A 23,151-nucleotide genomic window follows, 5' to 3' on the forward strand; every position below is an offset into this window, starting at 1 on the left:
TCCCCCACGAGGCGGCCGGATCGCTGATCACGGGGTCGACCGGCACCCGGTCCCGATAGTGTGGCCCGCATGGCTGACGCGGAGATAGGTGTCATCGGCGGCTCGGGGTTCTACTCCTTCCTCGACGACGTGACCGAAATCACGGTGGACACCCCCTACGGTCCCCCCAGCGACTCGCTGTTCCTCGGCGAGATCGCCGGCCGCCAGGTCGCCTTCCTGCCCCGGCACGGCCGCAGCCACCACCTCCCGCCGCACCGCATCAACTACCGCGCCAACCTGTGGGCGCTGCGCTCCGTCGGCGTACGGCAGGTCCTCGGCCCGTGCGCGGTCGGCGGTCTGCGCCCCGAGTACGGCCCCGGCACGCTGCTCGTCCCCGACCAGCTCGTCGACCGCACCAAGGCGCGCCCGCAGACCTACTTCGACGGCCACCCGCTGCCGGATGGCAGCGTCCCCAACGTCGTCCACCTCACCTTCGCCGACCCGTACTGCCCCAGCGGCCGCCAGGCCGCCCTCACGGCTGCCCGCGGCCGCGACTGGGAGCCGGTCGACGGCGGCACGCTCGTCGTCATCGAGGGACCGCGCTTCTCCACCCGCGCCGAATCGCGCTGGCACGCCGCCCAGGGCTGGTCGGTGGTCGGCATGACCGGCCACCCCGAAGCGGTCCTGGCCCGCGAACTGAGCCTGTGCTACACCTCACTGTCCCTGGTCACCGACCTGGACGCGGGCACCGAGACCGGCGACGGCGTCTCCCACGAAGAGGTTCTTGCCGTCTTCTCCCAGAACGTCGGCCGGCTGCGCGAGGTGCTCTTCGACGCGGTCGCCGCACTGCCCGACAACACGGCCAGGGACTGCCTGTGCGTCGACGCCCACGCGGGCTGGGAGCTGGGCATCGAGCTGCCGTGAGGCTGTGACGTGTGACCCGGGTGACGGGGTTGTCCACAAGGGCGGGGTCGTCCACAGGCCGGAGCGGGCGCGGGCGGACTGCGGCACGGTGGGACGTAGCCCAAGGCAAACCCCTCGTCACAGGCGGTCCTTCATGCCCAGCACATTCACCGACCCGACGCCACAGCCCCTCCGCTCAGCCCCGTCCGCCCCTCACCTGCTCACGGCCCCTGCCACGCTCGCCACGCCCCCGCACTCCCCTCCACCCGACCCCCCACTGCCCACACCCCCGCGCCGCGCAGTGGCGCAGTTCGCTCCGGTGCAGGTCACGCCCTCCCGTCATCGGTTACGAAGGTTCGTGCGACAGCGCCGCAGCGCCCTGGCGGGAGTCACCATGACCGCGGCCGCACTGATCATTTCCGTGCAGCCGGACGCCGACGACGCACGAACGCGGTGCTCAGCGCACATCACCACACCCAAAGATCGATTTACGCGACCCGACGGGCGACTGCACGGACCCATAGCCCAGAAATGAGAAGTGCGTCACCAATCGAAAGCCTTCTCCCTGGCGCACATTTGATCGCAATATCGCTCATGACGGCGGGCGCGGCGGGCGGCATTTCAGAGAACCTTCAACGAACTTCCATAGACGACGGCCATATTCGTCCACTTCCCCCGACTCTCTTTACCCGCTTACCCGCAGACTTCCTTGAGCCTGTCACTTCCCGCCTCAAGTCAGTCACGCACACGGGACGAGAACTTCACGACCGCCGCCCCTTAAAGCCTTCCTTGTCATCCGAGAATCGCCTATTGGCGACCGACGAGCCGCCCGGCACCGCGGGCGCCCGCCCTGGGAGGGAGCAGCGCCCAGGACGGGGACAGCAGGCCCAACGGAGGGGCAGGCATTCGGCCACTCGCCCAGCCTCGACTCGCCTCACCACACCGAACCATGAAGCAAAGCGGAGATCACCCATATCCCGACCAGGGCCAAAAGGGAGCCTTATGGAAAAACATCACACCTGACCCGAGTTGCGCAGCCTGAGCCGGTCCGGGATCATCCTTCGAGGCGCATCGGCCAGACAAGAAGGGTCTTCATAGGTGAGCACGGAGAAGAGAAGCGTCCTCGCAGGCTTCAGGGAATTCCTGATGCGAGGCAACGTCGTCGAACTCGCGGTCGCGGTCGTCGTCGGTGCGGCGTTCACCAACATCGTCAACGCGGTGGTGAAGGGCGTCATCAGCCCCATCGTGGGTGCCCTCGGTTCGCAGAACCTGGACCACTACCAGTCCTGCCTGACCGCGACGTGCGCCAAGGACCCCAAGTCGGGCGCGTACACCGACGGCATCTACATCCTCTGGGGCTCGGTGCTGAGCGCCGCGCTGACGTTCCTGATCACCGCCGCGGTCGTCTACTTCCTCATGATCCTTCCGATGAACAAGTGGAAGGAACGCCAGGAGGCCAAGAAGCCGGTCGAGGACGCCTCGGCGTCCCAGACCGAGGTCGAGCTGCTCACCGAGATCCGCGACGCGCTGATCGCCCGGCGCGACGGCTCGCCCACCCTGCCGTCCTCCGCCTCGGGGACCATCGGCACCCAGAAGACCCACGAGTAGCAGGCGCCAAAGGCCGGCACACGCCGCCCCCTCGCCTCGCTCAGAGGTGGTGGGGCGGCTTTTCGTCGAGGAAGCGGGCGAGATCGGCGGCGCTGTCACCGCCGGCCGGGCGCTCGCCCCAGCCACGATCGGTGTCGTCGGAGGACTGCTGGTTCAGCGGGTCGTCGAAGATCAGCCTCGCGGCGGGTCCGCGGGCGGGGCGCGGTGCCGGCGCAGCCGCCGGAGCCTGGTCGCCGCTGCCGTCGGCATCGGTAGCGGCGGCGGCCTCGGGCTCGGGGGTCTGCTCGGATTCGGGGGTGGTGCTCACGCCTCCAGGGTACGGGCGGGCCGGACACTGCCGCCGTTCAGCACGCACCCAAGCGGTCACTCGCTCAGGCAGCCCGCCGGTCAGGCGGTCACTCGCTCCGGCGGCCAGGCGGTCAGCCGGTCAGGCGGTCAGGCGGTCACGGGCAGTTCGCCGACGACCTGGTCGCCGCTCGTCTCTCCGGTCCGCACGAAGCCGAGTCGCCGGTAGAACCGTTCCGGCCCATGCTCCCCCGGGACCCAGGTCACCGTCGCCCGGGTCTGCCCGCGCCCGCGGATCTCCTCGCACACGGACTCCACGGCGAACCGGCCGTAGCCCCGGCCCTGTTGATCAGCGGCGATGTTCAGGCGCCAGATTCCCGAGCGCAGCCTGTCCTGCGGGTTCTCCGGGTCGAAGCGCACGAGGAAGAAGCCCATGACGAAGCCCACGAGCTGTTCACCGTCAAAGACCAACCGGGGCCAGGCGATCTCGGGCTGCGCATACGCCTCGGCCAGCGACCGCGCCACCGGCGCCACCAGCCCCTCCTGGTCCGGCCGGACCCGCAGCCGGCATGCGGCCTCGACGTTGTCCGGCGTGACCTTCTCCAGGCGTAGCGATGATGACGTCATGCCGGAAAGCTATCGGCCGCTCGCCGAGGACTCGACGGGTTAATTGGTGCCCGCGGCGGACCGTCCCTGACTGCCCTTGTCGTGGGTGGGTACGGGGTGTGGGCGCTGCCCGTCGTGGGGCCGGGTCGGCGGGCTCTGGGAGGCGTGTTTGCGTTTGCGGGGGCGGCCCGGGTCGGTGCCGGGGAGGGGGTGGCGCGCGTATGCCTGGTCGTGGGGCATGGGAGATCACCCTTCCGTTGGCCGTGGCACGGGTCCGTCGGTTGTGACACAGGTCCGTTGGCTGTGGCACGGGTCCGTCGGCTGTGGCACGGGTCCCACGCTAGGCAGCGAGGGGGCCGACCGCCTGTTGTGCGGCCTTATCGGGTGAGTGCCCCTAGGGAAGGCCGGGTGTCCGCAGGCCAGGGCGGCCGGGGTCGTCAGCGGCTCTTCGCCGTCCCCTCCAGCGCCTCGTGCCACCACATGTCACGGCCGGGCTTCCAGGACACCGGACGCGAGCAGCGGTTCACCACCAGCACCGTGCGATCGGACGCGCCCCCCGCGGCCGCGCCTCGCGCCAGTGCATGGTCGAGCAGGGCCTTCACCGGCCGTACGGCCCCGTCCCAGAACGCCGCGTCCGCGGTGATCACCACCCGGGCGTCCGACTCCCGGGTCCGCGCGACCAGTTCGGGCACCGTCAGCGAGACCGGCAGCGTGGTACGTATCGCATCCAGCCGGCCGCAGGCGAGCGTGGCGATCACCGACTCCGGGACCAGCGGCAGATGGACCGCCACCCGGTCGCCGGCCCGCACCCCGAGCCGGGCGAGCGCGGCAGCGGCCCGTGCGGCCTGGTCGAGGAGCATGCCGTGCGTCAGCTCCTCCAGACGTCCCGGCTCCCCACTCCAGGTGAGGGCGATCCGCGACGCTGCCGGCTCTTGAACTTCGCGGGCGTCTTCTGCATGCTCTGTGATCACACGGCGCAACATGCGGATCAGCATGTAGATCACCGATCAACGATCGCTTAACGTCCGCTGTACGGGGCCGGCGCCCGCCCCTTCCCGCACCTCGGCGAGCAACACCCTTACGGGCTCTTCCCCTAGAGGCATTCCCCCTACGGGCTTCTCCTCAGGGCCCTGCTGCCTTCGGGCCCCGGCCCTGCTGCCCAGGGCTCCCGCCGCCTACGGGTCCTTCCCCCTTCTGGTGCACCCCATCCCTCCTCTCCCCTGCTGTTTTCCGCCAACCCCCGAGGCCATCCGTGCCCGAGGGGCTCGTGAGACTCATGAGAGGTGCCCTCATGCCCGTCACGCCGGAGTCCGTACCGCCCCCGCGTCCGCGCCCGGACCCGCCCGCGCACGCTCCCTCCTCCGCGCGCTCGCGGGCCCGTTGGGCGCCGGCCGCCGTCGCCACCGGCGCCTTCTGCGTGCAGCTGGACGCCTTCGCGCTGAACCCCGCGCTCCCCGTCATCCGCGCCGACCTGGACGGTTCCCGGACCGCCCTGCCCTGGGCGGTCAGCGGCTATCTGCTCACCGCCGGCTCCCTGATGCCGGTCGCCGGCCGGCTGGCCGACCTGTGGGGGCGCCGCCGGATGCTGGCCCTGGGGCTGGCGCTCTTCGCCGCCGCAGCCGCGCTGTGCGCGCTCGCGCCGTCGCTGCCGCTCCTGGTGGCGGCGCGGTTGCTGCAGGGGGCGGGCGGTGCGCTGATCATGCCCGCCGGGCTGGCCCTGCTCACCAACGCCTGCCCACCGGGGCGCGTGCAACGGGCGATCGGGCAGGCACTGGGCCTGGCCGGAGTAGCCACCGTCTGCGGCCCGTTCGTCGGCGGCGCGCTCGCCCGGTTCGTGTCCTGGCGGGCCGTCTTCTGGCTGACGGTGCCGCTCGCCGTGGTGGCCGCCGCCTGCGCCCTCCGGACGGCCGAATCACCTGCCCCGGATGCGGGAAAGCACCCCCTCGACCTCACGGGCGCGGTCGCCGCCACTGGCACGCTGGCCTGCCTGACCCATTGGCTGGAACACCCCGCGGCCTGGAGCCGGGCGGCCGCCGCGCCGGCGCTCGGCGCGCTCTTGGTACGGGCCGAGCGCCGCTCCCCCGACCCGCTGGTGGACCCGGCGCTGTTCCGCAACCGCCCGTATGTGGCGCTGACCGTGTCCGGTGCGGTCGCCAACTCCGCGACCGTGGCCCTGTTGTACGTGGTCCCGCTGCTGCTCCAACAGGGCCGGGGGTGGTCCGCCCTGGACGCGGGGGTGGCCTTCCTGGCTCCGGCAGCCGCCCTGGCCGCCGGCGGCCCGCTGGCCGGCCGGGTGCGGCCCGAGCGGGCCGTGCCGGTGATGGCGGTCTGCCTGTCGGCCGCCGGGGCCGCACTGTGGGCCGTCGGGCCCGGCACGGACGCGCCCGCCCTGGTGGCGGCCTCGACGGCGGCCGCGGCGGCGCTGGGCGTGGCCGGCGGGCTAGGCCGTGTCCGCAAAGTCCCGCCTGGCCCTCACCGGCACCCAGGCGGTCGTACGCCGCGAGCGCGCGGGCGAGGCCTCCGGGGGTGACCAAGGCCGTGATGACGGCCACGGCGGGGGTGGGGCTGGCGCTGGTCGGTGCCGGCGCCGGAGCGGGGAGCGGCACCCGTCCGGCCCCGGCCCCGGCCCTGGCCCTGCCCGCTGCCGCCTGCCTCGCCGCCGCCGTGGCCATCACGCTGGTAGGCGCACTGCGGCGGAGGGGTCGGCAGCGGTGAACGGGCGTCCGTGGCGCGGGCGTTCAGCGCCTCCCCGCGGCCACCGCCTCGTACCCGCCCACCACATCGCACACGTCCCCGAACCCGTGCGCCTCCAGCAGCGCCGCCGCGATCACCGACCGGTTCCCGCTGCGGCAGTAGAGGACGACCGGGCGCGACGGGTCCAGTTCGGCGAGGCGGTCGGCGAGGCCGGCCAACGGGATGCTGTGGGCGCCGGGGAGGGCGCCCGCCGCGTACTCGGCCGGATTGCGGACGTCGATGAGCTGGGCGCGCGCCACCCGGCCGTCGGGCGACGACGCCGTGAGGGGCAGTTCCTCGGGGCGGATGCGATGGCTGTGCCGGACCAGGGCGGACGCGGACGCACGGTCCAATACGGCGGCGGGGTCGGGCAGATGGCCGAGGACGCGGTCATAGCCGATACGGGCCAGGCGAAGGCGGGCCTCCTGCTCCTTGCCGGGGTCGGCGAGCAGCACGATCGGGGTGCCCGGGGAGACCACGCTGCCGGCGTACTCCGCGAACCGGGTATCCAGGCTCGTATGCAGCGATCCGGCCAGATGCGCGCGGGTGTACGCGGCCTGCGGGCGGCAGTCGAGGAGGGCGGCGCCCTGCTGGTCGCGGGCCGCGAGCGCCTCCTCCAGGGTGAGGGCGGGCAGCGGGGCGGCCTCCAGGAGGGGGTGACCGTCCCGGTTGAGTGCCGCGTCGTGCGCGAAGTAACCGGGGGTGGCGGGCTGGCCCGCGGTGACCAGCCGGACGAACGCGTCCTCCGGCATGGGCTGCAGGGCGTAGTTGAGGCGGCGTTGGTCGCCGATGGTGGAGCTGGTCTCGGCGGACAGGCTCCGGCCGCAGGCCGAGCCGGCGCCATGTGCGGGGAAGACCCGGGTCGCGTCCGGGAGAACCATGAGTTTGGTGTGCAGGGAGTGGTGCAGTCGCCGGGCCATGTCCTCCGGGGAGTGGCCGGCCGCGGAGAGCAGGTCGGGGCGGCCGACATCGCCGACGAAGAGGGTGTCGCCGGTGAGGACCCCGAACGGCACGTCGTCGTCGGGGTGTTCGTGGACGACCAGGCAGATGGACTCCATGGTGTGGCCGGGAGTGGCGAGGACGGTGAGCGTGACCCCCTCGGCGTCCCCCTCGGCGGCCCCCTCACAGCTCCCCTCGCCCTCTCCGGCCCCCAGCCGGATGCGCTCGCCGTCCCGTAACCGCCTGATGGGGAAGCCGGTTTCGGCGGCCTCCCCGAAGGCGACGGTGGCGCCGGTGGCCCGTGCGATCTCCAGGTGGCCGGAGAGGAAGTCGGCGTGGACGTGCGTCTCGATGACGAGTTCGATGCGCAGGCCGGCGGCCTCCGCGTCGTGCAGGTAGTCGTCGATGTCGCGGCGTGGGTCGACGAGGACGGCGCGTCCGGTGGTCCGGTCGCCGATCAGGTACGACGCCTGGGAGAGGCAGTCGAGGTAGTACTGGGCGAAGTGCACGGTCGGCCTCCAGGGGGCGGGCGGACGCCGGGCGCGGGGGCGGAGTCCGCTTGGGGGGGTGGTGCGGGTGGAACGCGTTGTGCGGATGCACGGATGTACGTACATTAAGGAGCCGGGGCGGCGGGCGACAAGCGGGGGGTGACCTCCCAGGCCATCCCGCACCGCCCCGCGCATCAGCCCGCACCCCGCGTCGGCTTGACGCCGCCTCAGCCCGATGCGGTGTCAGCTGACGAGACGTTCGAGACCTCACCAGCGCATCCACCCGTACGTTCCGGAGGAGCCACCATGACGACCGAGCCGCCACCGGACGGCGCCGCCACCGGCGGGCACGGACCGCGCCCCCTGGACCGGCGCTCACCGCTGCCCCTCTGGGCGCAGCTCTTCGACGATCTGCGCCGCCGGATGGCGGCCGGTGCGTTCACCGACGAGTTCCCGGCCGAGCACCGGCTCACCGGCGAGTACGCGGTGAGCCGACACACCGTCCGCGAGGCGCTGCGCAAGCTGCGCGCCGACGGCCTGGTGATCGCCGAACGCGGCCGCGCCAGCCGGCTGGACACCCGCCGCATACAGCAGCCGCTGGGCTCGCTCTACAGCCTCTTCCGCGAGCTGGAGGGGCAGGGCGTCGAGCAGCGCAGCGAGGTGCTGCGGCTGGAGCGGACCGCGGACGCGACGGTCGCCGGTCATCTGGGGCTGATCCCGGACGCACCGCTGGTCGTACTGGAGCGGCTGCGGCTCGCGGACGGCGAACCGCTCGCCCACGACACCGCCTATCTGCCCGCCGAGATCGCCGAGCCGCTGCTGGCGGCCGACTTCGGGCACACCTCGCTCTACGGCGAGCTGTCGCGACGCTGCTCGGTGAAGGTCACCGGCGGCCGGGAGCGGATCCAGCCGTTCCTGCCGGACATCCGGCAGGCGTGGCTGCTGGGGCTGGCCGACCGGGAGGCGGCGTTCGCCATCGAGCGGCTGGGCCGGTCCGGGGAGCGGCCGGTGGAGTGGCGGGAGACGGTGGTCCGCGGCGACCGGTTCACCTTCGTCGCGGAGTGGTCGGACGACAGCCGGAACGTCGCCCTGGCGCCGCGCGCCGCCGCCCCCTCCCAGGACGGGTCGCCGTCCCCGGCCTCCTGTCCGTCCGCGTAGCGTGTCCGTCCTCTTAGCCGTCGCGGCGCTGCCGTGCGGGCTGCTGATCGGGCTGCTGCTGGGGGCGCTGGGCGGTGGCGGTTCGGTGCTGGCGGTGCCGGCGCTGGTGTATCTGCTGGGGCAGTCACCGCACGAGGCGACCGCGGGCGCGCTGATCGTCGTCACGGTCGGCGCGGTGACCGGACTCCTCTGCCATGCCCGCGCCCGCCGGGTCCGCTGGGCGGCCGGCGGCGCCGTGGGCGTACTGGGTACGGCCGGCAGCTACCTCGGCTCCCGTTGGAGCGCGGCGCTGCCGCCCGGCGTCCTGATGGCGGCGTTCGCGGGGCTGATGCTCGTGGTGGCGGCGATGCTGGCGCGGCGGGCGCTGCGCGAGCGGCGCACGACCGGTGCCCCGGCGGAAGGCGCAACGGGAGCCCCGGCGGCCACCACTTCCTTAGGGGATCCCCTACGGGAGGGCGCCCTACCGGTTCCCGTACGGGTCCCCGTAAGGGTCTCCCGGGTCGCCGCCACCGCCTCCGCCATAGGTCTGCTCACCGGCTTCTTCGGAGTCGGCGGAGGCTTTGTCGTCGTCCCCGCCCTCACCCTGGTCCTGGGCCTGGAGATGCCGGTCGCCATCGGCACCTCGCTGCTCGTCGTCCTGATCAACTCCCTCACCGCGCTGGGCACCCGGGCCGGCACGATCGCCCTGGACTGGCCGCTGCTGGCCGGCTTCGCGGCCTGCGCGGCGATCGGCAGCCACCTCGGCCCGCGCCTCACCGCGCGCCTGCACCCGCAGACGCTGGCCACCGCCTTCGCGTCCCTCGTCGCCGTCGTCGCCGTCGTCATGGCGGCCACCGCCGTTCCCCGTCTCTGACCGACCCTCAAGAACCGACCACCGAAGCCACCGTCCCGGCGCTCCGGGCCGAACACCAGGAGGTACCGCATGACGTCCCCCACCACCGCCCAGGCCCACCACCGCGTCGTGATCGTCGGCGGCGGCACCGCGGGCATCACCGTCGCCGCCCGCTTACGCCGCGCCGGTGTCCGGGACATCGCGCTGCTGGAGCCCTCCGAGACGCACTGGTACCAGCCGCTGTGGACGCTGGTGGGCGGTGGCCAGGCCCCGCTGCGCGCCGCGCTGCGCACCGAGGCGGAGGTCATCCCGCCCGGCGTGCGCTGGCTGCGCGAACGGGCCACCGCCGTCGACCCGACCGTCCGTACGGTCACCACCGCCTCCGGCCGGGTGCTGTCCTACGAACGGCTGGTCCTGGCGCCCGGCCTGCAGCTCGACTGGGACGGTGTGCCCGGCCTGGCCGCGGCCCTCGGGCACGGCGGCGTGACCAGCAACTACCGCCCCGACCTCGCCCCGCTCACCTGGGACGTGATCCGCCGGACGCGCCGCGGCACCGCGCTGTTCACCATGCCGTCCGGGCCGGTGAAGTGCGGCGGCGCCCCGCAGAAGATCGCGTATCTGGCGGCGGACCACTGGCGCAAGCGCGGTGTGCTGGGCGCCATCCGCACCATCCTGGTGCTCCCGGAGCCCACCATGTTCAAGGTGCCGGTCTTCAACCGCGCGCTGGAGGAGACGGCCCGGCGGTACGGCATCGAGGTACGCCTGCGCTCCGAGATGACCAGCCTGGACGGCGCGGCACGCACGGCGGTGATCACCGATCACGCCACCGGCGAGGCCGAGACCGTCCACTACGACCTCCTGCACGCCGTACCGCCGCAGCGCGCCCCCGAGTGGCTGGCGAACGGCCCGCTCGCCGACCCCGACTCCCCCTACGGGTACGTCAAGGCCGACCGGCAGACCCTCCAACACCCCGACTTCCCCGAGGTGTTCGCCCTCGGCGATGTCGCCAACCTGCCCACCTCCAAGACGGGCGCGGCGATCCGCAAGCAGGCCCCGGTCGTCGTCGCCAACCTCCTCGCCGGTCTGCGCGGACGCCCCGCCACCGCCCACTACGACGGCTACACCTCCTGCCCCCTGGTCACCGCCCGCCACAAGATGCTGCTCGCCGAATTCGACTACGACCTGCGGCCGACCCCCTCCATCCCCTTCCTCGACACCACGCGCGAGCGCACCGACATGTGGTTCCTCAAGCGCTACGGCCTGCCGCAGCTGTACTTCAAGGGGATGTTGAAGGGGATCGCGTAGGGCGGGCGCCCTGAGGCAGAAGAGTGGAGACCCTGGAACGGTCTCAGCCCTCGTTCACCGCGGCCACGTCCGCGACGACGCAGCCGATGTTGTCCGGTGCGCCGGCCCGGTGGGCGAGCCCGATCAGGTCCCGTACGGCCTGGTCGGGGTCGGCGGCCGCGGCCAGCACGTCCGAGATCGCCTCGGTCGGCACCACCCCGGACAGCCCGTCGGTGCACAGCAGGTACCGCTCCCCGGGCCGCGCCTGCAGCAACTGCAGATCGGGGGCGAACTCCGGGCCCCCGTCGAGCGCCCGCAGCAGCTGTGCGCGCTGCGGGTGCGACGGCGCCTCCTCGGGCGCGAGCCGGCCCTGGTCGACCAGGGACTGGACCAGGCTGTGGTCGTGGGTGATGCGGAACAGGCCGGAGTCGCGCAGGACGTAGGCGCGGGAGTCGCCGATGTGCAGCAGGGCCAGCTGCGAGCCGGACAGGAGCAGGGCGGTCAGGGTGCTGCCCGTCGCCTCGTCCGCCGACGGGGCGGCGCGGTTGGCGCGCTGGGCGGCCTCCTCCAGCGCGGTGAGCGGGTCCGTCGAGGCCGGTTCCCCGTCCTCCAGAGCCCTCAGCTCCGCTATCGCGGCGGCCGCCGCCGCGCCGCCGCTCGCGCCGAAGCCGTCGGCCACGGCGAGCAGCCGCACTCCCGCGTGGGCGGCGTCCTGGTCGGCCGCGCGGACCAGCCCCCGGTCGGTGCGGGCGGCGTAGCGCAGGGTCAAGGCGGGTGAAGTGGTCATGGCGGTGTCCTTCCGGTGCAGCTGATCGACGAGGAAGGCGGCCAGTTCACGGCGCGCGGCGGTGTCGGCCTCGACCTGGGCCCAGTACGCGGCGACCGCCTCGGCCGCCGCGGGCCCGGTCAGTTCGCACACCTCGCGGACACGGGCCAGCGGCATGCCGAGCCGGCGCAGCCAGGCGACGAGCCGGGCCCGCTCCAGCTGGGCCGGGGCGTAGTGGCGGTAGCCGTTGACCGGGTCCACGTGCGCCGGGCGCAGCAGACCGAGGTCGTCGTAAAGGCGCAGCGCCTTGGGCGAGAGCCGACAGGCGCGGGCGAACGCTCCGATGGTCAGCAGTTCGGCGGCCATGTGGCGTGCTCCTCCCGGGCCCGGGCCGGCCCGTCCGGCCGTTCGTCCTCTTCCTCGTACCGGGCACTCGGGGCCCGGCACCGCCGATGCTGGGGCTTTCCCCTGGGACAAGGTCAACCGGCCGGGACGGCCCCCGGGGCGAGCCGGCTGAGTGCCGCCGCGGTCAGCGCTTCGACGCCCATGGTGAGGGTCGGCCGGACCACCGGTACGAAGTGCGGTGAGTGGTTGGAGGGGATGTCCTGGGCCAGCCGCCCGGCCGCCAGGGCCGTCCGGAACTCCTCGGGGTCCCAGCCGCCCAGCCACCAGTAGTAGAGGGGCGCGCCGGCGGCGGTCGCCAGGACGCCGGCGTCCTCGCTGCCGGTCGCCGGTTCGTAGGCGAACAGCCGCTGCTCGCCGAAGAGCCGGGTGAACTCGGCGTTGACGCCGCGCAGGGTCGCCGCGTCGTTGGCCGTGACCGGGAAGGAGTCCAGCAGCTCGGTCTCGGGTGCGCGGCTCGCGCCGGAGGCGGTGGCCTCGGCGCGGGCGATGCGGTCGATGGCGGCCAGGACGGCGGTGCGTACGGTCTCGTCGAAGGTGCGGACGCTGAGCCGTACGACGGCCCGGTCGGGGATGACGTTGGCGGTGTCCCCGGCGTGGAAGGAGCCGACGGTGACCACCACCCGGTCCTTGGGCGCGACCTCGCGGGCCACCACGGACTGCACCCGCTGGACGAAGGACGCCGCCATCAGGATCGGGTCGACGGTGGTCTCGGGACGTGAGCCGTGGCCGCCGGTGCCGTGGAAGGTGATCTCCAGGCTGTCGGCGGCGGCCATACAGGCGCCGGGGCAGTACGCGATCAGCCCGGCGCCGAACGGGGCGACGTGCTGGGCCAGCACCACGTCGGGGGTGGGGACCAGGCCCTTGCTGTAGAGCCCGGCGTCGACCATGGCGCGGGCGCCGCCGCCGACCTCCTCGGCGGGCTGGAAGAGCGCGATCAGCGTGCCGGACCAGTGCTCCCGGCCGGCCGCGAGCAGGTCCGCGGCGCCCAGCAGACAGGTGACGTGCACGTCGTGGCCGCAGGCGTGCATCAGGCCGGGGACCGTGGAGGCGTAGTCCAGGCCGGAGTTCTCGGTGACGGGCAGCGCGTCCATGTCGGCCCGCAGCAGGACCACCGGGCCCGGGCCGTTGCGCAGTACCCCGACGACGCCGGTCCGGGCGATGCCGGTGGTGACCTCGTAGCCGTGGTCGGCCAGCCGGCGGGCGGCCTCGGCGGCGGTACGGGTCTCCTGGAAGCCGAGTTCGGGGTGGCGGTGGAGGTCTTCGTAGAGGGCGACGAGGTCCGTGAGGCGGTCGTCGAGCGGGGCGAGGACGGCGGCGGGCGCGGTCGCCTCCGCGGTCCTGGCGCGCTCTGCGGTCGTGGCGGTCTGTCCGGTCTTTCCGTACGTGTCACTGTCGCTCATACACGCATTCGACCATGAAGCGCCGCCCGCCATCGAGCGACCGCCCGCGGCCGGCCCGGGGTGCCGGAAACACCGGCCGCTGGCCGGACTTAGCGGTTGGTCACCGCACTCACCGTGACACCGCCGCCCCCGGCTGCAACCGTGGATCACCCCGCCTGCGACCGCCGATCAGCAGGCCCCAAGTCGACGACCGGAGGCTGACGTTGGCCACTTCCCCCCACCACCCGACCGGCGAGCCCCATGACCTCGCGGCCCATCTGATGGAGCACGCCATGGGCCACCTCTTCTCCGCGGCCTTACGCACCGCCGCCCACCACCGCATCGCCGACCATCTCGGCGAGGGCCCCCGCACCGTCGATCAGCTCGCCGCCGCCACCGGCACCCACGCCCCGCATCTGCGCCGCGTCCTGCGCTACCTCGCCACCCGCGGCATCTTCCGGGAGGACGCCGCGGGCGCCTTCCAGCTGACGCCGAGCGCCGAGGCGCTGCGCACGGATGCCCCGCAGTCCCTCCACCCCGCCGTCATGATGATGACCGACGACATGTTCCTGCAGGCGTCGGCCGGTATGCCGGAGACGGTGGAGCACGGCGGCGCCGCCTTCGAGCGGCTCTTCGGGGCGCCCTTCTTCGAGCATCTGCTGTCGGATCCGGCCACCCGCGCGCTCTTCGACAGCGGGATGTCGTCCCTCTCCGGTCCGGTGGACGAGGCCGTGGTCGCCGCGTACCCGTTCCCCGAGACCGGCACGGTCGTGGACGTCGGCGGCGGCCGCGGCGGCCTGCTGCGCGATGTGCTGCGCCGCCACCCCCAGCTGACGGGGGTGCTCTTCGACCAGGCGCCGCCGCTGGCCGACCACCTTCTGGACGGCGACGAGCTGAAGGGGCGCTGGCGCACCCAGGAGGGCGACTTCTTCACCTCCGTGCCGTCCGGCGGCGATGTCTACATCCTCAAGCACATCCTTCACGACTGGTCCGACGACGCCTGCCGGCGCATCCTGCGCTCCTGCCACGCGGCCATGGCGACGGGCGGCAAGCTGCTGGTCGTCGACTCCGTACTGCCCTCGGGCAACGCCCCGCACTTCGGCAAGACCCTGGACGTCGCGATGATGGCGGTCCTCGACGCCCAGGAGCGCACCGCCGAGGAGTTCGCGACGCTGCTGGGTGCGAACGGCTTCCGGCTGACGCGGGTGCTGCCGACCGCGGCCTATCCGTCGATCGTGGAGGCCGTCGCCGAATGACGGCCGCCCCGCGACACACCCGCTCCCCTCATTGGCGGCACCCCCGGCCCGCGCTCTACTGATCACGCCGCCCCCGGTCGACGAGAGGAGCTCAGATGCCGGTCCTCATGCGTGCCCGCAGCCGCGAGGAGGCGCACCGCGCCGCCACACCACTGGAGCTCTTCTTCGACCTGTGCTTCGTCGTGGCGGTCGCGCAGGCCGGCGGCCAGCTGGCGCACGCCCTGGCCGAGGGCCATCCGGGGCACGGCATCACCGGCTATCTGATGCTCTTCTTCGCCGTCTGGTGGGCGTGGATGAACTTCAGCTGGTTCTCCTCGGCGTACGACACCGACGACGCGCTCTACCGCGTGGTGACGCTGGTCCAGATGGCGGGGGTGCTGGTACTGGCCGCCGGGGTGCCGCGGGCGTTCGACCACGGCGACTTCACCGTCGTCTGGTTCGGCTATCTGGTGATGCGGCTGGCCATGGTCACCCAGTGGCTGCGGGCCGCCCACGGCAGCCGCGGCGCCGAGCGGCGCACCGCGCTGCGCTACGCCCTGGGGGTGACGCTGTGCCAGGTCGGCTGGCTGGGCCTGCTCGTCCTGCCCCAGGACGAGCTGCCCTGGGTGTTCGTGGTCGTGGGCCTGATGGAGCTGGCCGTCCCGGTGTGGGCCGAGCGCGAGCGGCAGACGGCCTGGCATCCGCATCACATCGCCGAGCGCTATGGCCTGTTCACCATCATCGTGCTGGGCGAGACCATCGCGGCGGCCACCGTGGCCGTGCAGTCGGCGCTGGACGACAACGGCGAGCTGGGCACGCTGCTGCCGATCGCGGGCGGCGGTCTGCTGGTGGTCTTCGCCGCATACTGGATCTACTTCGCGGTGCCCATCCACCTCCATCTGCGCTCGAACACCCAGGCGTTTTTGTGGGGCTACGGCCACTACCTGGTCTTCGGCTCGGCGGCCGCGGTCGGCGCGGGCATCGAGATCGCGGTGGAGGAGGCGTTCGGCAAGGCGCATCTGTCGCCGTTCGCGGCGGCCGCCTGCGTCACCGTGCCCGCCGCCCTGTACATGGTCACCGTGTGGCTGATCCACTCCCGCCACCAGAAGCGCGGCCCGGCCCAGCAGCTGGTGCTGCCGGTGTCGTCCGTGCTGGTCCTGGCGTGCACCTTCGCCGGGCGGTGGGCGGTCCTGGCGGCCGGCCTGGTGGCCTCAGCCACGGTCGCCGTGGGCGTCACCCTCACGGCACGTCAGGGAACCGCGCTGACCGAGCCGCGACCGTAGCCGCTCGTCGCACGGCCGGCCCCACTCCGCCACGTCACCCGTCTCGACGAGCCGGCCGACGCCGGTGCGGGCGAGCCCGCGCAAGGACGCCCCGGCCCTTCCCCCATAAGCGTGCCGAACGACCGTACAGGCTCCGAGATCACCCTGATTCCGCATCAGATTCAGCCATCTTCCGTCATGGCTCGAAGAGGGCCTTCACCAGCACGGCTGCACCCGGCCGCTGCCCCATTCCCCGTCAATTACCCACCAATGGACCTCACTTCCGGGGGTGTCGCCCTCTTGTTCCCCACCGCCCACGACGGCCTCCGGAGGCGCCCCGACGCAGACGCGGTAGGGTGCAGATTGCCCTTTTTATGACAGGGAGCCTCCTACGGAAGCCCCCGGGGCCGACCGCCGCCCGCACCTCTAGGAGACGTCAGCCATGGCCCGCCACGCTCAGTCCCGCGCGCGGACGAGACTGTCCCGGCGCAGCAAGGCCGTGGGCGGTCTCGCCCTCTCCACGCTGGTCGGCACCGCCCTGTGGGCGTGGCCGGCATCGGGCGACGACCACGACAGCAGGACCGACGCCAAGAGCACCACGTCCACGACCGCGTCCGGCCCGGACACGCCACGCACTCCCGCCGTCGCGGCGAAATCCGCCCCGAACGCCGCACGGAACACCGCGGCCGATCGGTCGATCCCCGGCCTGAGCGACGCCGCCCGCAAGCGGATACCGGCGAACGCCCGGCAGGTGCTGGTCGTCGCGGGCCAGGACATGAACTCCTTCCAGTCCCGGGTCGTCCTCTACACCCGCGAGGAGGGCTCGAACGACTGGCAGGCGGGTCCCTCCTGGTCCGCGCACAACGCCGCGCGCGGCTGGACCAGCGACCACCGCTACGGCGATCTGCGCTCCCCCATCGGCGTCTACACCCTCACCGACGCCGGTGGCCGGCTGCCCGCCCCCGGCGGCACCAAGCTCCCCTACGACCGCAACGACAGCTTCATCGCCGACGGCACCGGCGTGGAGGGCGAGCCGCTGGCCGGCGCCTTCGACTACGTCATCGCCATCAACTACAACCGGGAGTCCGGCGCGTCCCCCCTGGACCCCCGGCGCCCCATGGGCGACGCCAAGGGCGGCGGCGTCTGGCTGCATGTCGACCACGACGGCCCCACGCAGGGCTGTGTGAGCCTCAAGCCCAAGGCGATGCGGGAGCTGCTGCGCACCCTCGACCCCGAGCTGCATCCGGTCATCGTGATGGGACCGGCCGATCACTGACCGGGCCGGCGCCGTGCCGTACCCCACGGGGCCGCGGGACGCGCTGACCGACGTCGCGGGCCTGCGGGTCGGCCACGCCCAGCGGATCGGTGACGGCGCCCTGACCGGCACCACCGTCGTGCTCGCCCCCGAGGGCGGCGCCGTCGCGGCCGTCGACGTACGCGGGGGCGGGCCCGGCACCCGGGAGACCGACGCGCTGGATGCGCGCAACCTCGTCCAGCGCGTCGACGCGGTCGTACTGACCGGCGGCAGCGCCTTCGGCCTCGACGCCGCGTCCGGTGTCGCCGGGTGGCTGGAGGACCGGGGCCGCGGCTTCCGGGTGGGACCGGACCCCGCCCAGGTGGTGCCGGTCGTCCCGGCCGCGGCCCTGTTCGACCTGGGCCGCGGCGGCGACTGGCGGGCCCGCCCCGACGCCGCGCTGGGCCGCGCCGCGGCCGAGGCCGCGGCGGCCACCGCCCCCGGCGCCCCGGTCGCGCAGGGCACCACGGGCGCCGGCACCGGCGCGGTGGCCGGCGGCCTCAAGGGCGGCATCGGCACCGCGAGCGCGGTGCTGCCCTCCGGCGCCACCGTCGCCGCCCTCGCCGCCGTCAACGCCGCAGGCTCCCTCGCCGACCCGCTCACCGGCGCCCTCTACGGCCTGCTGTACGAAGGCCCGCCGGCCCTGCCCACTCCGGAGCGGCACGCCGCCGCGCTGCGCCGCCTGGCCGAGGCCAGGCGGATATCCCGGGCCCGCGCAGCCGCGTCCGTGCACCCGCCACTGCACACGACCCTCGCCGTGGTCGCCACCGACGCCGCCCTCACCCGCGCCCAGGCCCACAAGCTCGCCGGCACCGCCCACGACGGCCTGGCCCGCGCCATCCGCCCGGTCCATCTGCTCACCGACGGCGACACGGTCTTCGCCCTGTCCACCGCCGCCCGCCCGCTCGCCTGCGAAGAGTCCCTCGCCACCCCGGCGTTCGGTGTCCACCCGGAGGCCGGCGCCCTGAACGCCGTGCTGGCCGCCGGCGCGGACGTCCTCACCCGCGCGGTGGTACGCGCCGCCCTGGCGGCGGAGTCGGTGGACGGCCCCGGGGGCGTCTTCCCCTCGTACCGGGAGCTGTACGGGACCGCGGCCGGCTGAGCCGCGGCGAGCGGCCTCAGACCCCCACCGCGCCCAGCGCCGAACCCGCGGCGTACGTGACCGCCATCGCCAGCACCCCGCCGCCCACGTTCCGCAGCACCGCGCGGCCCGCCGGGGCGGCCCCCAGCCGGGCACTGCTCCACCCGCACAGCGCGAGCGCGACGAGCACCGCGAGCACGGTGATCCACAGCCGGTGAGCGGCGGGCGGCAGCACGATCGCCAGCAGCGGCAGCAGCGCCCCGGCGGTGAAGGCGAGGAAGCTGGCACCGGCCGCATGCCAGGGGTTGGTGAGTTCGTCGGGGTCGATGCCCAGCTCGACCTCCGCGTGGGCGCGCAGCGCATCGTGCTCGGTCAGCTGCTCGGCGACCTCCCGGGCGAGCCGGCGCTCCAGTCCCTTGCCGGCCAACAGCTCGGTCAGCTCGATGAGTTCCGCCTGCGGCTCGGTCGCCAGCTCCCGCTTCTCCTGCGCCAGCGCGGCCTTCTCCGAATCCCGCTGGGTGGAGACCGAGACGTACTCGCCGGCCGCCATCGACATGGACCCGGCCAGCAGTCCCGCCAGTCCGGCGGTCAGCAACGTGCCGCGGGCGTCGGTCGCTCCGGCGACTCCGACGACCAGTCCGGCGGTGGAGACGATGCCGTCGTTGGCGCCGAGTACCGCGGCCCGCAGCCAGTTGAGCCGGCTACCGAGCCCGCCGCCGTGCGCCTCGTCGTGCTCCGGTGTCTGCATGGTCACCGGGAGAGCGTCTCATTCCTCGGCGGCAGCATCCCCTCCGACGCGACCGCACGGCGCCGGCTCGCCCCGCCCCTGCCCGTTCGCCCCGCCCCGGCAGCCGTCAACGCGGCCGTCGCCGGGCCCGACGCCCCCGCGGCGCCCCTCATCTGCCGGTGGTAGAAACGGCCTTATGTCCGCACCACCCCCCTCTCACCCTCCACCGCCCCCGCCTCCCACGCTCCTTCAGCCGGCGCCGCGCGAGCCGGCGCCGCGTCGGCGGTTGTGGTGGCACCGGCTGATACTCGGGCTCTGGTACCGGCCGGTGGACGTCATGGACGAGGCGCGGGACCGCAGCGCCTGGAGCGCGGCGTTACTGCTGTCCTTGATCAGCGGCGCTGTCGGGGTCGTGTCGACGGACGCGTTCCCCGGCCAGTGGGCGGCCGACCGCACCGAGGCGCTGCAGCTCGTCGGACTGGCCGAGGCCGGGGTGCTGACCGCCAGCCTCGCCCTGGGCGTGGTCACCCACGCCATAGCCCGCACCCTCGGCGGCAGCGGCCGCTTCGCGCCGACCGCGAGCCTGTTCATCGTGCTGTTCTGGGTGACGGACCTGCCGCGGCTGGCGATCGCCGCCTGGCTGCCGGCCGGTGCCACCTTCGTCCAGGCCGCGACCTGGACGACCTGGGGTTTCGGTTACGTCCTCGCGGTGCTGCTGATACGCGGCCAGCACCACCTGCCGACGTGGAAGTCCGCGCTGTCGGTGTCGGTGCAGATGCTGGCCGCGCTGGCGCTGCTGAGGCTGAGTCCGATCCACTGAGCACCCGGGGCGCGCACGGCACGCACCGGGCCGCCCCGGCTCAGCTCTGACCGGACAGCTGCCGCACGAGCCCCTCGAACGCCGCCCGCTCCGCGGCACTGAGCTCCACGCACTCCGCCGGCGGGCCGGCCGCCCCGGTCTGCCGCGGCACCGAGCCGAGCAGCTCCGGTGCCGTGGGCGGTTCTTCCCGGTCGCGTACCGCGTAGCGCATCCGCATCTCCCGCCGGTCCCGCCGCATCGCCGCCTCGTACCGGCCCCGTCGCAGCAGTCTGGCCAGTCCGACGACCCAGAGCACCGCCAGCGCGAAGAGCACGCCGAGGCCGATCTGCTGCAGAATCGATGCGGAGGGAAGCATGCGGTCCTCCCGGACGGATGAGGCGCTGGGCTTGTGTCAGTAGACACCACACCTCGGGACTTTTGACAGGGGATCTTGGGACTTAAGTCCTGAAGTGACGCATCTCCTATGACTTTTCGTCACATTGCCGACACCGCACACGGCCGACCCGGCAGGGTCCGACCCGCCCCGTTGGACACCTCGGCGGCTTCCCCGCGGGAGCGGCCGTCGCCGACGATGGCACCACCTCGCCCGCGACGTCAGGAGTACGCACGTGCCGCAGCAGCCGCACCGTCCGCACCCCGAGCCGCCCACCGCCGCCCCGCCCGCCGACCCGCCGGCACGCGCGCTGGAGGGCATCCTCGTCGCCGACTTCAGCCGCGTACTGGCCGGCCCGCTGGCCGCCGCCACGCTCGCCGACCTCGGCGCCGAGGTGATCAAGGTGGAGCGGCCGGGCACCGGCGACGACACCCGCGCCTGGGGCCCGCCGTTCGCCGCCGACGGGACGGCCGCGTACTTCGACGCCGCGAACCGTTCCAAGCGCGGGCTCGCCCTGGACCTCGGCGATCCGGACGACGCGGCCGCGGCCCGCGAACTGGCCCGCCGGGCCGATGTGCTGATCGAGAACTTCCGCCCCGGCTCGCTCGCCAGGTACGGCCTGGACCACACCGCCACCCGCGCCGCCAACCCGGGCCTGGTGCACTGCACCATCACCGGTTTCGGCTCCGGCGCGGGCGCCCGCCTGCCCGGCTACGACTTCGTCGTGCAGGCCGTCGGAGGCCTGATGAGCATCACCGGCGAGCCCGGCGGCGCCCCGCTCAAGGCGGGCGTGGCGCTGGTGGACGTACTGACCGCGAAGGACGCCGCCACCGGCATCCTCGCCGCGCTGCGCCACCGCGACCGCACCGGCCAGGGTCAGCTGGTGGAGGTGAACCTGCTCTCCTCCCTGCTGGGGTCGCTGGTCAACCAGGCGTCCGGCCATCTGGCCACCGGCCGCGATCCGGGCCCGATGGGCAATCGCCATCCGAGCATCGCCCCCTACGAGACGCTGGCCTGCCGGGACGGGCAGCTGCTCGCGGTGGCGGTGGGGAACGACCGTCAGTTCCGGGCGCTGGCCGAGGCGCTGGACTCGCCGGAGCTCGCCGAAGACGTCCGGTTCGCCCGCAATCAGGACCGGGTGCACCACCGGACGGATCTGATCAAAGCACTGGAAGACCGGCTGGCGGCCGACACCCCGCAGAGCTGGGCCGGGCGACTGGCCGCGGCATCGGTCCCGTGCGGCCCCGTCAACACGCTCTCCGCGGCCCTGGAGTTGGCGACCCGGCTCGGGCTCGACCCGGTGACCCCCGTCGGCGAGGGCCGGATCCCCCAAATCACCAGCCCGCTGCGCCTCTCGGCGACGCCCGTGACCCAACCCGCCGCGCCACCCCGCCTGGACGAACACGGCACCCCGCTGCGAACCTGGCTGTCGGGACCGGACAACCACCCCCTACCCCCGAGAATGTGACCTTCATCACAACAACACCCGGTCCGCAACCAAATCCGCCCGTAGGTGCTGTTTACCAGCACGGAATCACAACACCCTGGTATGGAGCAGCTCGTGACATCGCCGGACAACCCCGCGCCCGCCCAGTCCCGCACCCGGCACCAGCTGCTCCTGTCAGACGGGCAGCAGGCTCCGGACGCGCCGCGCCGCACTCGTAGGACGCGCCGCACGCTGACCGTGACCGCCCTGTTCGCGGCGGGTGCGCTGGCCCTGTCGGCCTGTGGCGGCAACGCCGAGGCCGGCGGCCACGACGACGGCAAGAACGGCCAGGCGGGCGCGGACGCCGCAGCCGCCAAGGACGCCTCGGACGCCAAGATCACGGTGTCCTCGAAGGACGGCGCGACGGACGCCAGCATCAACGACACCGGGGTGAAGGTCACCGGCGGCAAGTTGACCGATGTGAAGCTCACCGTCGCGGACACCGGGGCCACCGTGGCCGGTGCCATATCGTCCGACGGCAAGTCCTGGAAGCCCGGCGTCCAGCTGGAGCGCGGCACCAAGTACAAGATCGTGGCGAACGCCAAGGACGCCAAGGGCCGTTCGGCCACCGAGAACGCGACCTTCACGACGGTCTCCTCGGCCAACAGCTTCATCGGCACCTACACGCCCGACAACGGCAAGACCGTCGGCGTCGGCATGCCGGTGTCCTTCAACTTCGACAAGGTGATCACCAACAAGAAGGACGTCCAGTCCCACATCAAGGTGACCTCCAGCAGCGGCCAGCAGGTCGTCGGCCACTGGTTCGGCGCCCAGCGCCTGGACTTCCGCCCGGAGGAGTACTGGAAGGCCGGCTCCAAGGTCACCATGCAGATCGACCTGGACGGTGTGAAGGGCGGCGACGGCATCACCGGCGTGCAGTCCAAGACGGTGACCTTCACCGTCGGGCGCTCGCAGGTGTCCACCGTCGACATGAACACCCAGATGATGACGGTCAAGCGGGACGGCAAGACCCTCAAGTCCATCCCGATCTCCGGCGGCAGCCCCGACAACCCGACCTACAACGGCCAGATGGTCATCTCGGAGAAGTTCGTGCAGACCCGCATGGACGGCTCGACGGTCGGCTTCGGCGGTGAGTACGACATCAAGGACGTGCCGCACGCCATGCGGCTGTCGTCCTCCGGCACGTTCATCCACGGCAACTACTGGGGCTCCCCGTCCATCTTCGGCAAGGCCGGCACCAGCCACGGCTGCGTCGGCCTGCAGGACAACAAGGGCGGCGGTGGCAACACCCCCGGCAAGTGGTTCTTCGACGAGTCGCTGGTCGGCGACGTCGTCATCGTGAAGAACTCGCACGACCAGACCGTCAAGCCGGACAACGGCCTCAACGGCTGGAACCTGTCGTGGTCGGCGTGGCAGGCGGGCAGCGAGGCCTGACGGACGGCATCCGCGTCACGGACACGCAAAGGCGGTGGGGGGGGGGGGGGGGGGGGGGGGGGCAGAAATTTTTCTTGGTTGGGTCGGGGGGGGGGGATTGGATCAAGCCCAGG

At 73.2% G+C, this 23,151-nt stretch carries 22 protein-coding genes; 14 read left to right on the forward strand and 8 right to left on the reverse strand.

Annotation, left to right across the window (positions count from 1 at the left end; genetic code table 11):
• The first annotated feature begins 69 nt into the window (after positions 1–69).
• Positions 70–903 carry an S-methyl-5'-thioadenosine phosphorylase gene (locus ACZ5XZ_RS18390; protein ID WP_468979148.1) on the forward strand — a complete coding sequence of 278 codons (834 nt, stop codon included), beginning with the start codon at positions 70–72 and terminating at the stop codon, positions 901–903.
• Between the two features lie 1,077 nt (positions 904–1,980).
• Positions 1,981–2,490: a large conductance mechanosensitive channel protein MscL gene (gene mscL / locus ACZ5XZ_RS18395; RefSeq protein ID WP_468979149.1), complete on the forward strand. Its 510-nt coding sequence runs from the start codon at positions 1,981–1,983 to the stop codon at positions 2,488–2,490.
• Between the two features lie 40 nt (positions 2,491–2,530).
• Here mscL and ACZ5XZ_RS18400 read toward each other — a convergent pair whose 3' ends face one another.
• The 3 genes from ACZ5XZ_RS18400 to ACZ5XZ_RS18410 form a co-directional block, all read right to left on the reverse strand.
• Complete coding sequence (locus ACZ5XZ_RS18400; protein ID WP_468979150.1) at positions 2,531–2,797, reverse strand: hypothetical protein; 267 nt, start codon at positions 2,795–2,797, stop codon at positions 2,531–2,533.
• 128 nt (positions 2,798–2,925) lie between these two features.
• Positions 2,926–3,402 carry a GNAT family N-acetyltransferase gene (locus tag ACZ5XZ_RS18405; RefSeq protein ID WP_468979152.1) on the reverse strand — a complete coding sequence of 159 codons (477 nt, stop codon included), beginning with the start codon at positions 3,400–3,402 and terminating at the stop codon, positions 2,926–2,928.
• 416 nt (positions 3,403–3,818) lie between these two features.
• Complete coding sequence (locus ACZ5XZ_RS18410) at positions 3,819–4,352, reverse strand: AMP-binding protein (RefSeq protein ID WP_468979153.1); 534 nt, start codon at positions 4,350–4,352, stop codon at positions 3,819–3,821.
• 320 nt (positions 4,353–4,672) lie between these two features.
• On the opposite strand from ACZ5XZ_RS18410, the gene ACZ5XZ_RS18415 reads away from it, so the two are divergent.
• Positions 4,673–5,911 (forward strand): MFS transporter, encoded by a 1,239-nt coding sequence (locus tag ACZ5XZ_RS18415; protein ID WP_468979155.1) that lies wholly within the window; start codon positions 4,673–4,675, stop codon positions 5,909–5,911.
• Between the two features lie 11 nt (positions 5,912–5,922).
• Positions 5,923–6,096 (forward strand): hypothetical protein, encoded by a 174-nt coding sequence (locus ACZ5XZ_RS18420; RefSeq protein ID WP_468979156.1) that lies wholly within the window; start codon positions 5,923–5,925, stop codon positions 6,094–6,096.
• A gap of 23 nt (positions 6,097–6,119) precedes the next feature.
• Here the strand turns inward: ACZ5XZ_RS18420 and ACZ5XZ_RS18425 are convergent, their stop codons facing one another.
• On the reverse strand, positions 6,120–7,562 hold the full coding sequence (locus tag ACZ5XZ_RS18425) for a rhodanese-like domain-containing protein (RefSeq protein ID WP_468979158.1): 1,443 nt from the start codon (positions 7,560–7,562) through the stop codon (positions 6,120–6,122).
• Between the two features lie 285 nt (positions 7,563–7,847).
• On the opposite strand from ACZ5XZ_RS18425, the gene ACZ5XZ_RS18430 reads away from it, so the two are divergent.
• The 3 genes from ACZ5XZ_RS18430 (at position 7,848) to ACZ5XZ_RS18440 (ending at position 10,836) form a co-directional block, all read left to right on the forward strand.
• Positions 7,848–8,699, forward strand: a complete 852-nt coding sequence (locus tag ACZ5XZ_RS18430) for a GntR family transcriptional regulator (RefSeq protein ID WP_468979160.1) — start codon at positions 7,848–7,850, stop codon at positions 8,697–8,699.
• 1 nt (position 8,700) lies between these two features.
• Positions 8,701–9,552: a TSUP family transporter gene (locus ACZ5XZ_RS18435; protein ID WP_468979162.1), complete on the forward strand. Its 852-nt coding sequence runs from the start codon at positions 8,701–8,703 to the stop codon at positions 9,550–9,552.
• Positions 9,553–9,621: 69 nt separating this feature from the next.
• Positions 9,622–10,836, forward strand: coding sequence for an NAD(P)/FAD-dependent oxidoreductase (locus tag ACZ5XZ_RS18440; RefSeq protein ID WP_468979163.1), 1,215 nt, complete (start codon positions 9,622–9,624; stop codon positions 10,834–10,836).
• Positions 10,837–10,879: 43 nt separating this feature from the next.
• Here ACZ5XZ_RS18440 and ACZ5XZ_RS18445 read toward each other — a convergent pair whose 3' ends face one another.
• Positions 10,880–11,947 (reverse strand): MerR family transcriptional regulator, encoded by a 1,068-nt coding sequence (locus ACZ5XZ_RS18445; protein ID WP_468979166.1) that lies wholly within the window; start codon positions 11,945–11,947, stop codon positions 10,880–10,882.
• Between the two features lie 113 nt (positions 11,948–12,060).
• The gene (locus tag ACZ5XZ_RS18450; RefSeq protein WP_468979167.1) at positions 12,061–13,386 is read right to left on the reverse strand and encodes an amidohydrolase; all 1,326 of its coding nucleotides are present in this window, start codon (positions 13,384–13,386) and stop codon (positions 12,061–12,063) included.
• A 203-nt stretch (positions 13,387–13,589) separates the two neighbouring features.
• Between ACZ5XZ_RS18450 and ACZ5XZ_RS18455 the strand changes: the two genes are divergently transcribed.
• From ACZ5XZ_RS18455 to ACZ5XZ_RS18470, 4 genes are all read left to right on the forward strand, one after another.
• The gene (locus ACZ5XZ_RS18455; RefSeq protein ID WP_468979169.1) at positions 13,590–14,621 is read left to right on the forward strand and encodes a methyltransferase; all 1,032 of its coding nucleotides are present in this window, start codon (positions 13,590–13,592) and stop codon (positions 14,619–14,621) included.
• Positions 14,622–14,716: 95 nt separating this feature from the next.
• Entirely contained in the window at positions 14,717–15,883 is a 1,167-nt protein-coding gene (locus tag ACZ5XZ_RS18460) for a low temperature requirement protein A (RefSeq protein WP_468979171.1), read from the forward strand.
• 421 nt (positions 15,884–16,304) lie between these two features.
• Positions 16,305–17,138 (forward strand): L,D-transpeptidase family protein, encoded by an 834-nt coding sequence (locus ACZ5XZ_RS18465; protein WP_468979172.1) that lies wholly within the window; start codon positions 16,305–16,307, stop codon positions 17,136–17,138.
• Positions 17,139–17,151: 13 nt separating this feature from the next.
• Positions 17,152–18,258, forward strand: coding sequence for a P1 family peptidase (locus tag ACZ5XZ_RS18470; protein ID WP_468979174.1), 1,107 nt, complete (start codon positions 17,152–17,154; stop codon positions 18,256–18,258).
• 16 nt (positions 18,259–18,274) lie between these two features.
• Here the strand turns inward: ACZ5XZ_RS18470 and ACZ5XZ_RS18475 are convergent, their stop codons facing one another.
• The gene (locus ACZ5XZ_RS18475) at positions 18,275–18,985 is read right to left on the reverse strand and encodes a VIT1/CCC1 transporter family protein (RefSeq protein WP_468979411.1); all 711 of its coding nucleotides are present in this window, start codon (positions 18,983–18,985) and stop codon (positions 18,275–18,277) included.
• A gap of 316 nt (positions 18,986–19,301) precedes the next feature.
• Between ACZ5XZ_RS18475 and ACZ5XZ_RS18480 the strand changes: the two genes are divergently transcribed.
• Positions 19,302–19,784 carry a YIP1 family protein gene (locus ACZ5XZ_RS18480; RefSeq protein ID WP_468979176.1) on the forward strand — a complete coding sequence of 161 codons (483 nt, stop codon included), beginning with the start codon at positions 19,302–19,304 and terminating at the stop codon, positions 19,782–19,784.
• A gap of 40 nt (positions 19,785–19,824) precedes the next feature.
• Here ACZ5XZ_RS18480 and ACZ5XZ_RS18485 read toward each other — a convergent pair whose 3' ends face one another.
• The gene (locus ACZ5XZ_RS18485; RefSeq protein ID WP_468979179.1) at positions 19,825–20,139 is read right to left on the reverse strand and encodes a hypothetical protein; all 315 of its coding nucleotides are present in this window, start codon (positions 20,137–20,139) and stop codon (positions 19,825–19,827) included.
• Positions 20,140–20,392: 253 nt separating this feature from the next.
• On the opposite strand from ACZ5XZ_RS18485, the gene ACZ5XZ_RS18490 reads away from it, so the two are divergent.
• Both ACZ5XZ_RS18490 and ACZ5XZ_RS18495 read left to right on the forward strand, forming a co-directional pair.
• Positions 20,393–21,625 carry a CaiB/BaiF CoA transferase family protein gene (locus ACZ5XZ_RS18490; protein WP_468979181.1) on the forward strand — a complete coding sequence of 411 codons (1,233 nt, stop codon included), beginning with the start codon at positions 20,393–20,395 and terminating at the stop codon, positions 21,623–21,625.
• An 81-nt stretch (positions 21,626–21,706) separates the two neighbouring features.
• Complete coding sequence (locus ACZ5XZ_RS18495) at positions 21,707–23,038, forward strand: L,D-transpeptidase (RefSeq protein WP_468979183.1); 1,332 nt, start codon at positions 21,707–21,709, stop codon at positions 23,036–23,038.
• The last annotated feature ends 113 nt before the right edge of the window (positions 23,039–23,151 follow it).

Source organism: Streptomyces sp. NPDC033270 (assembly GCF_055576575.1).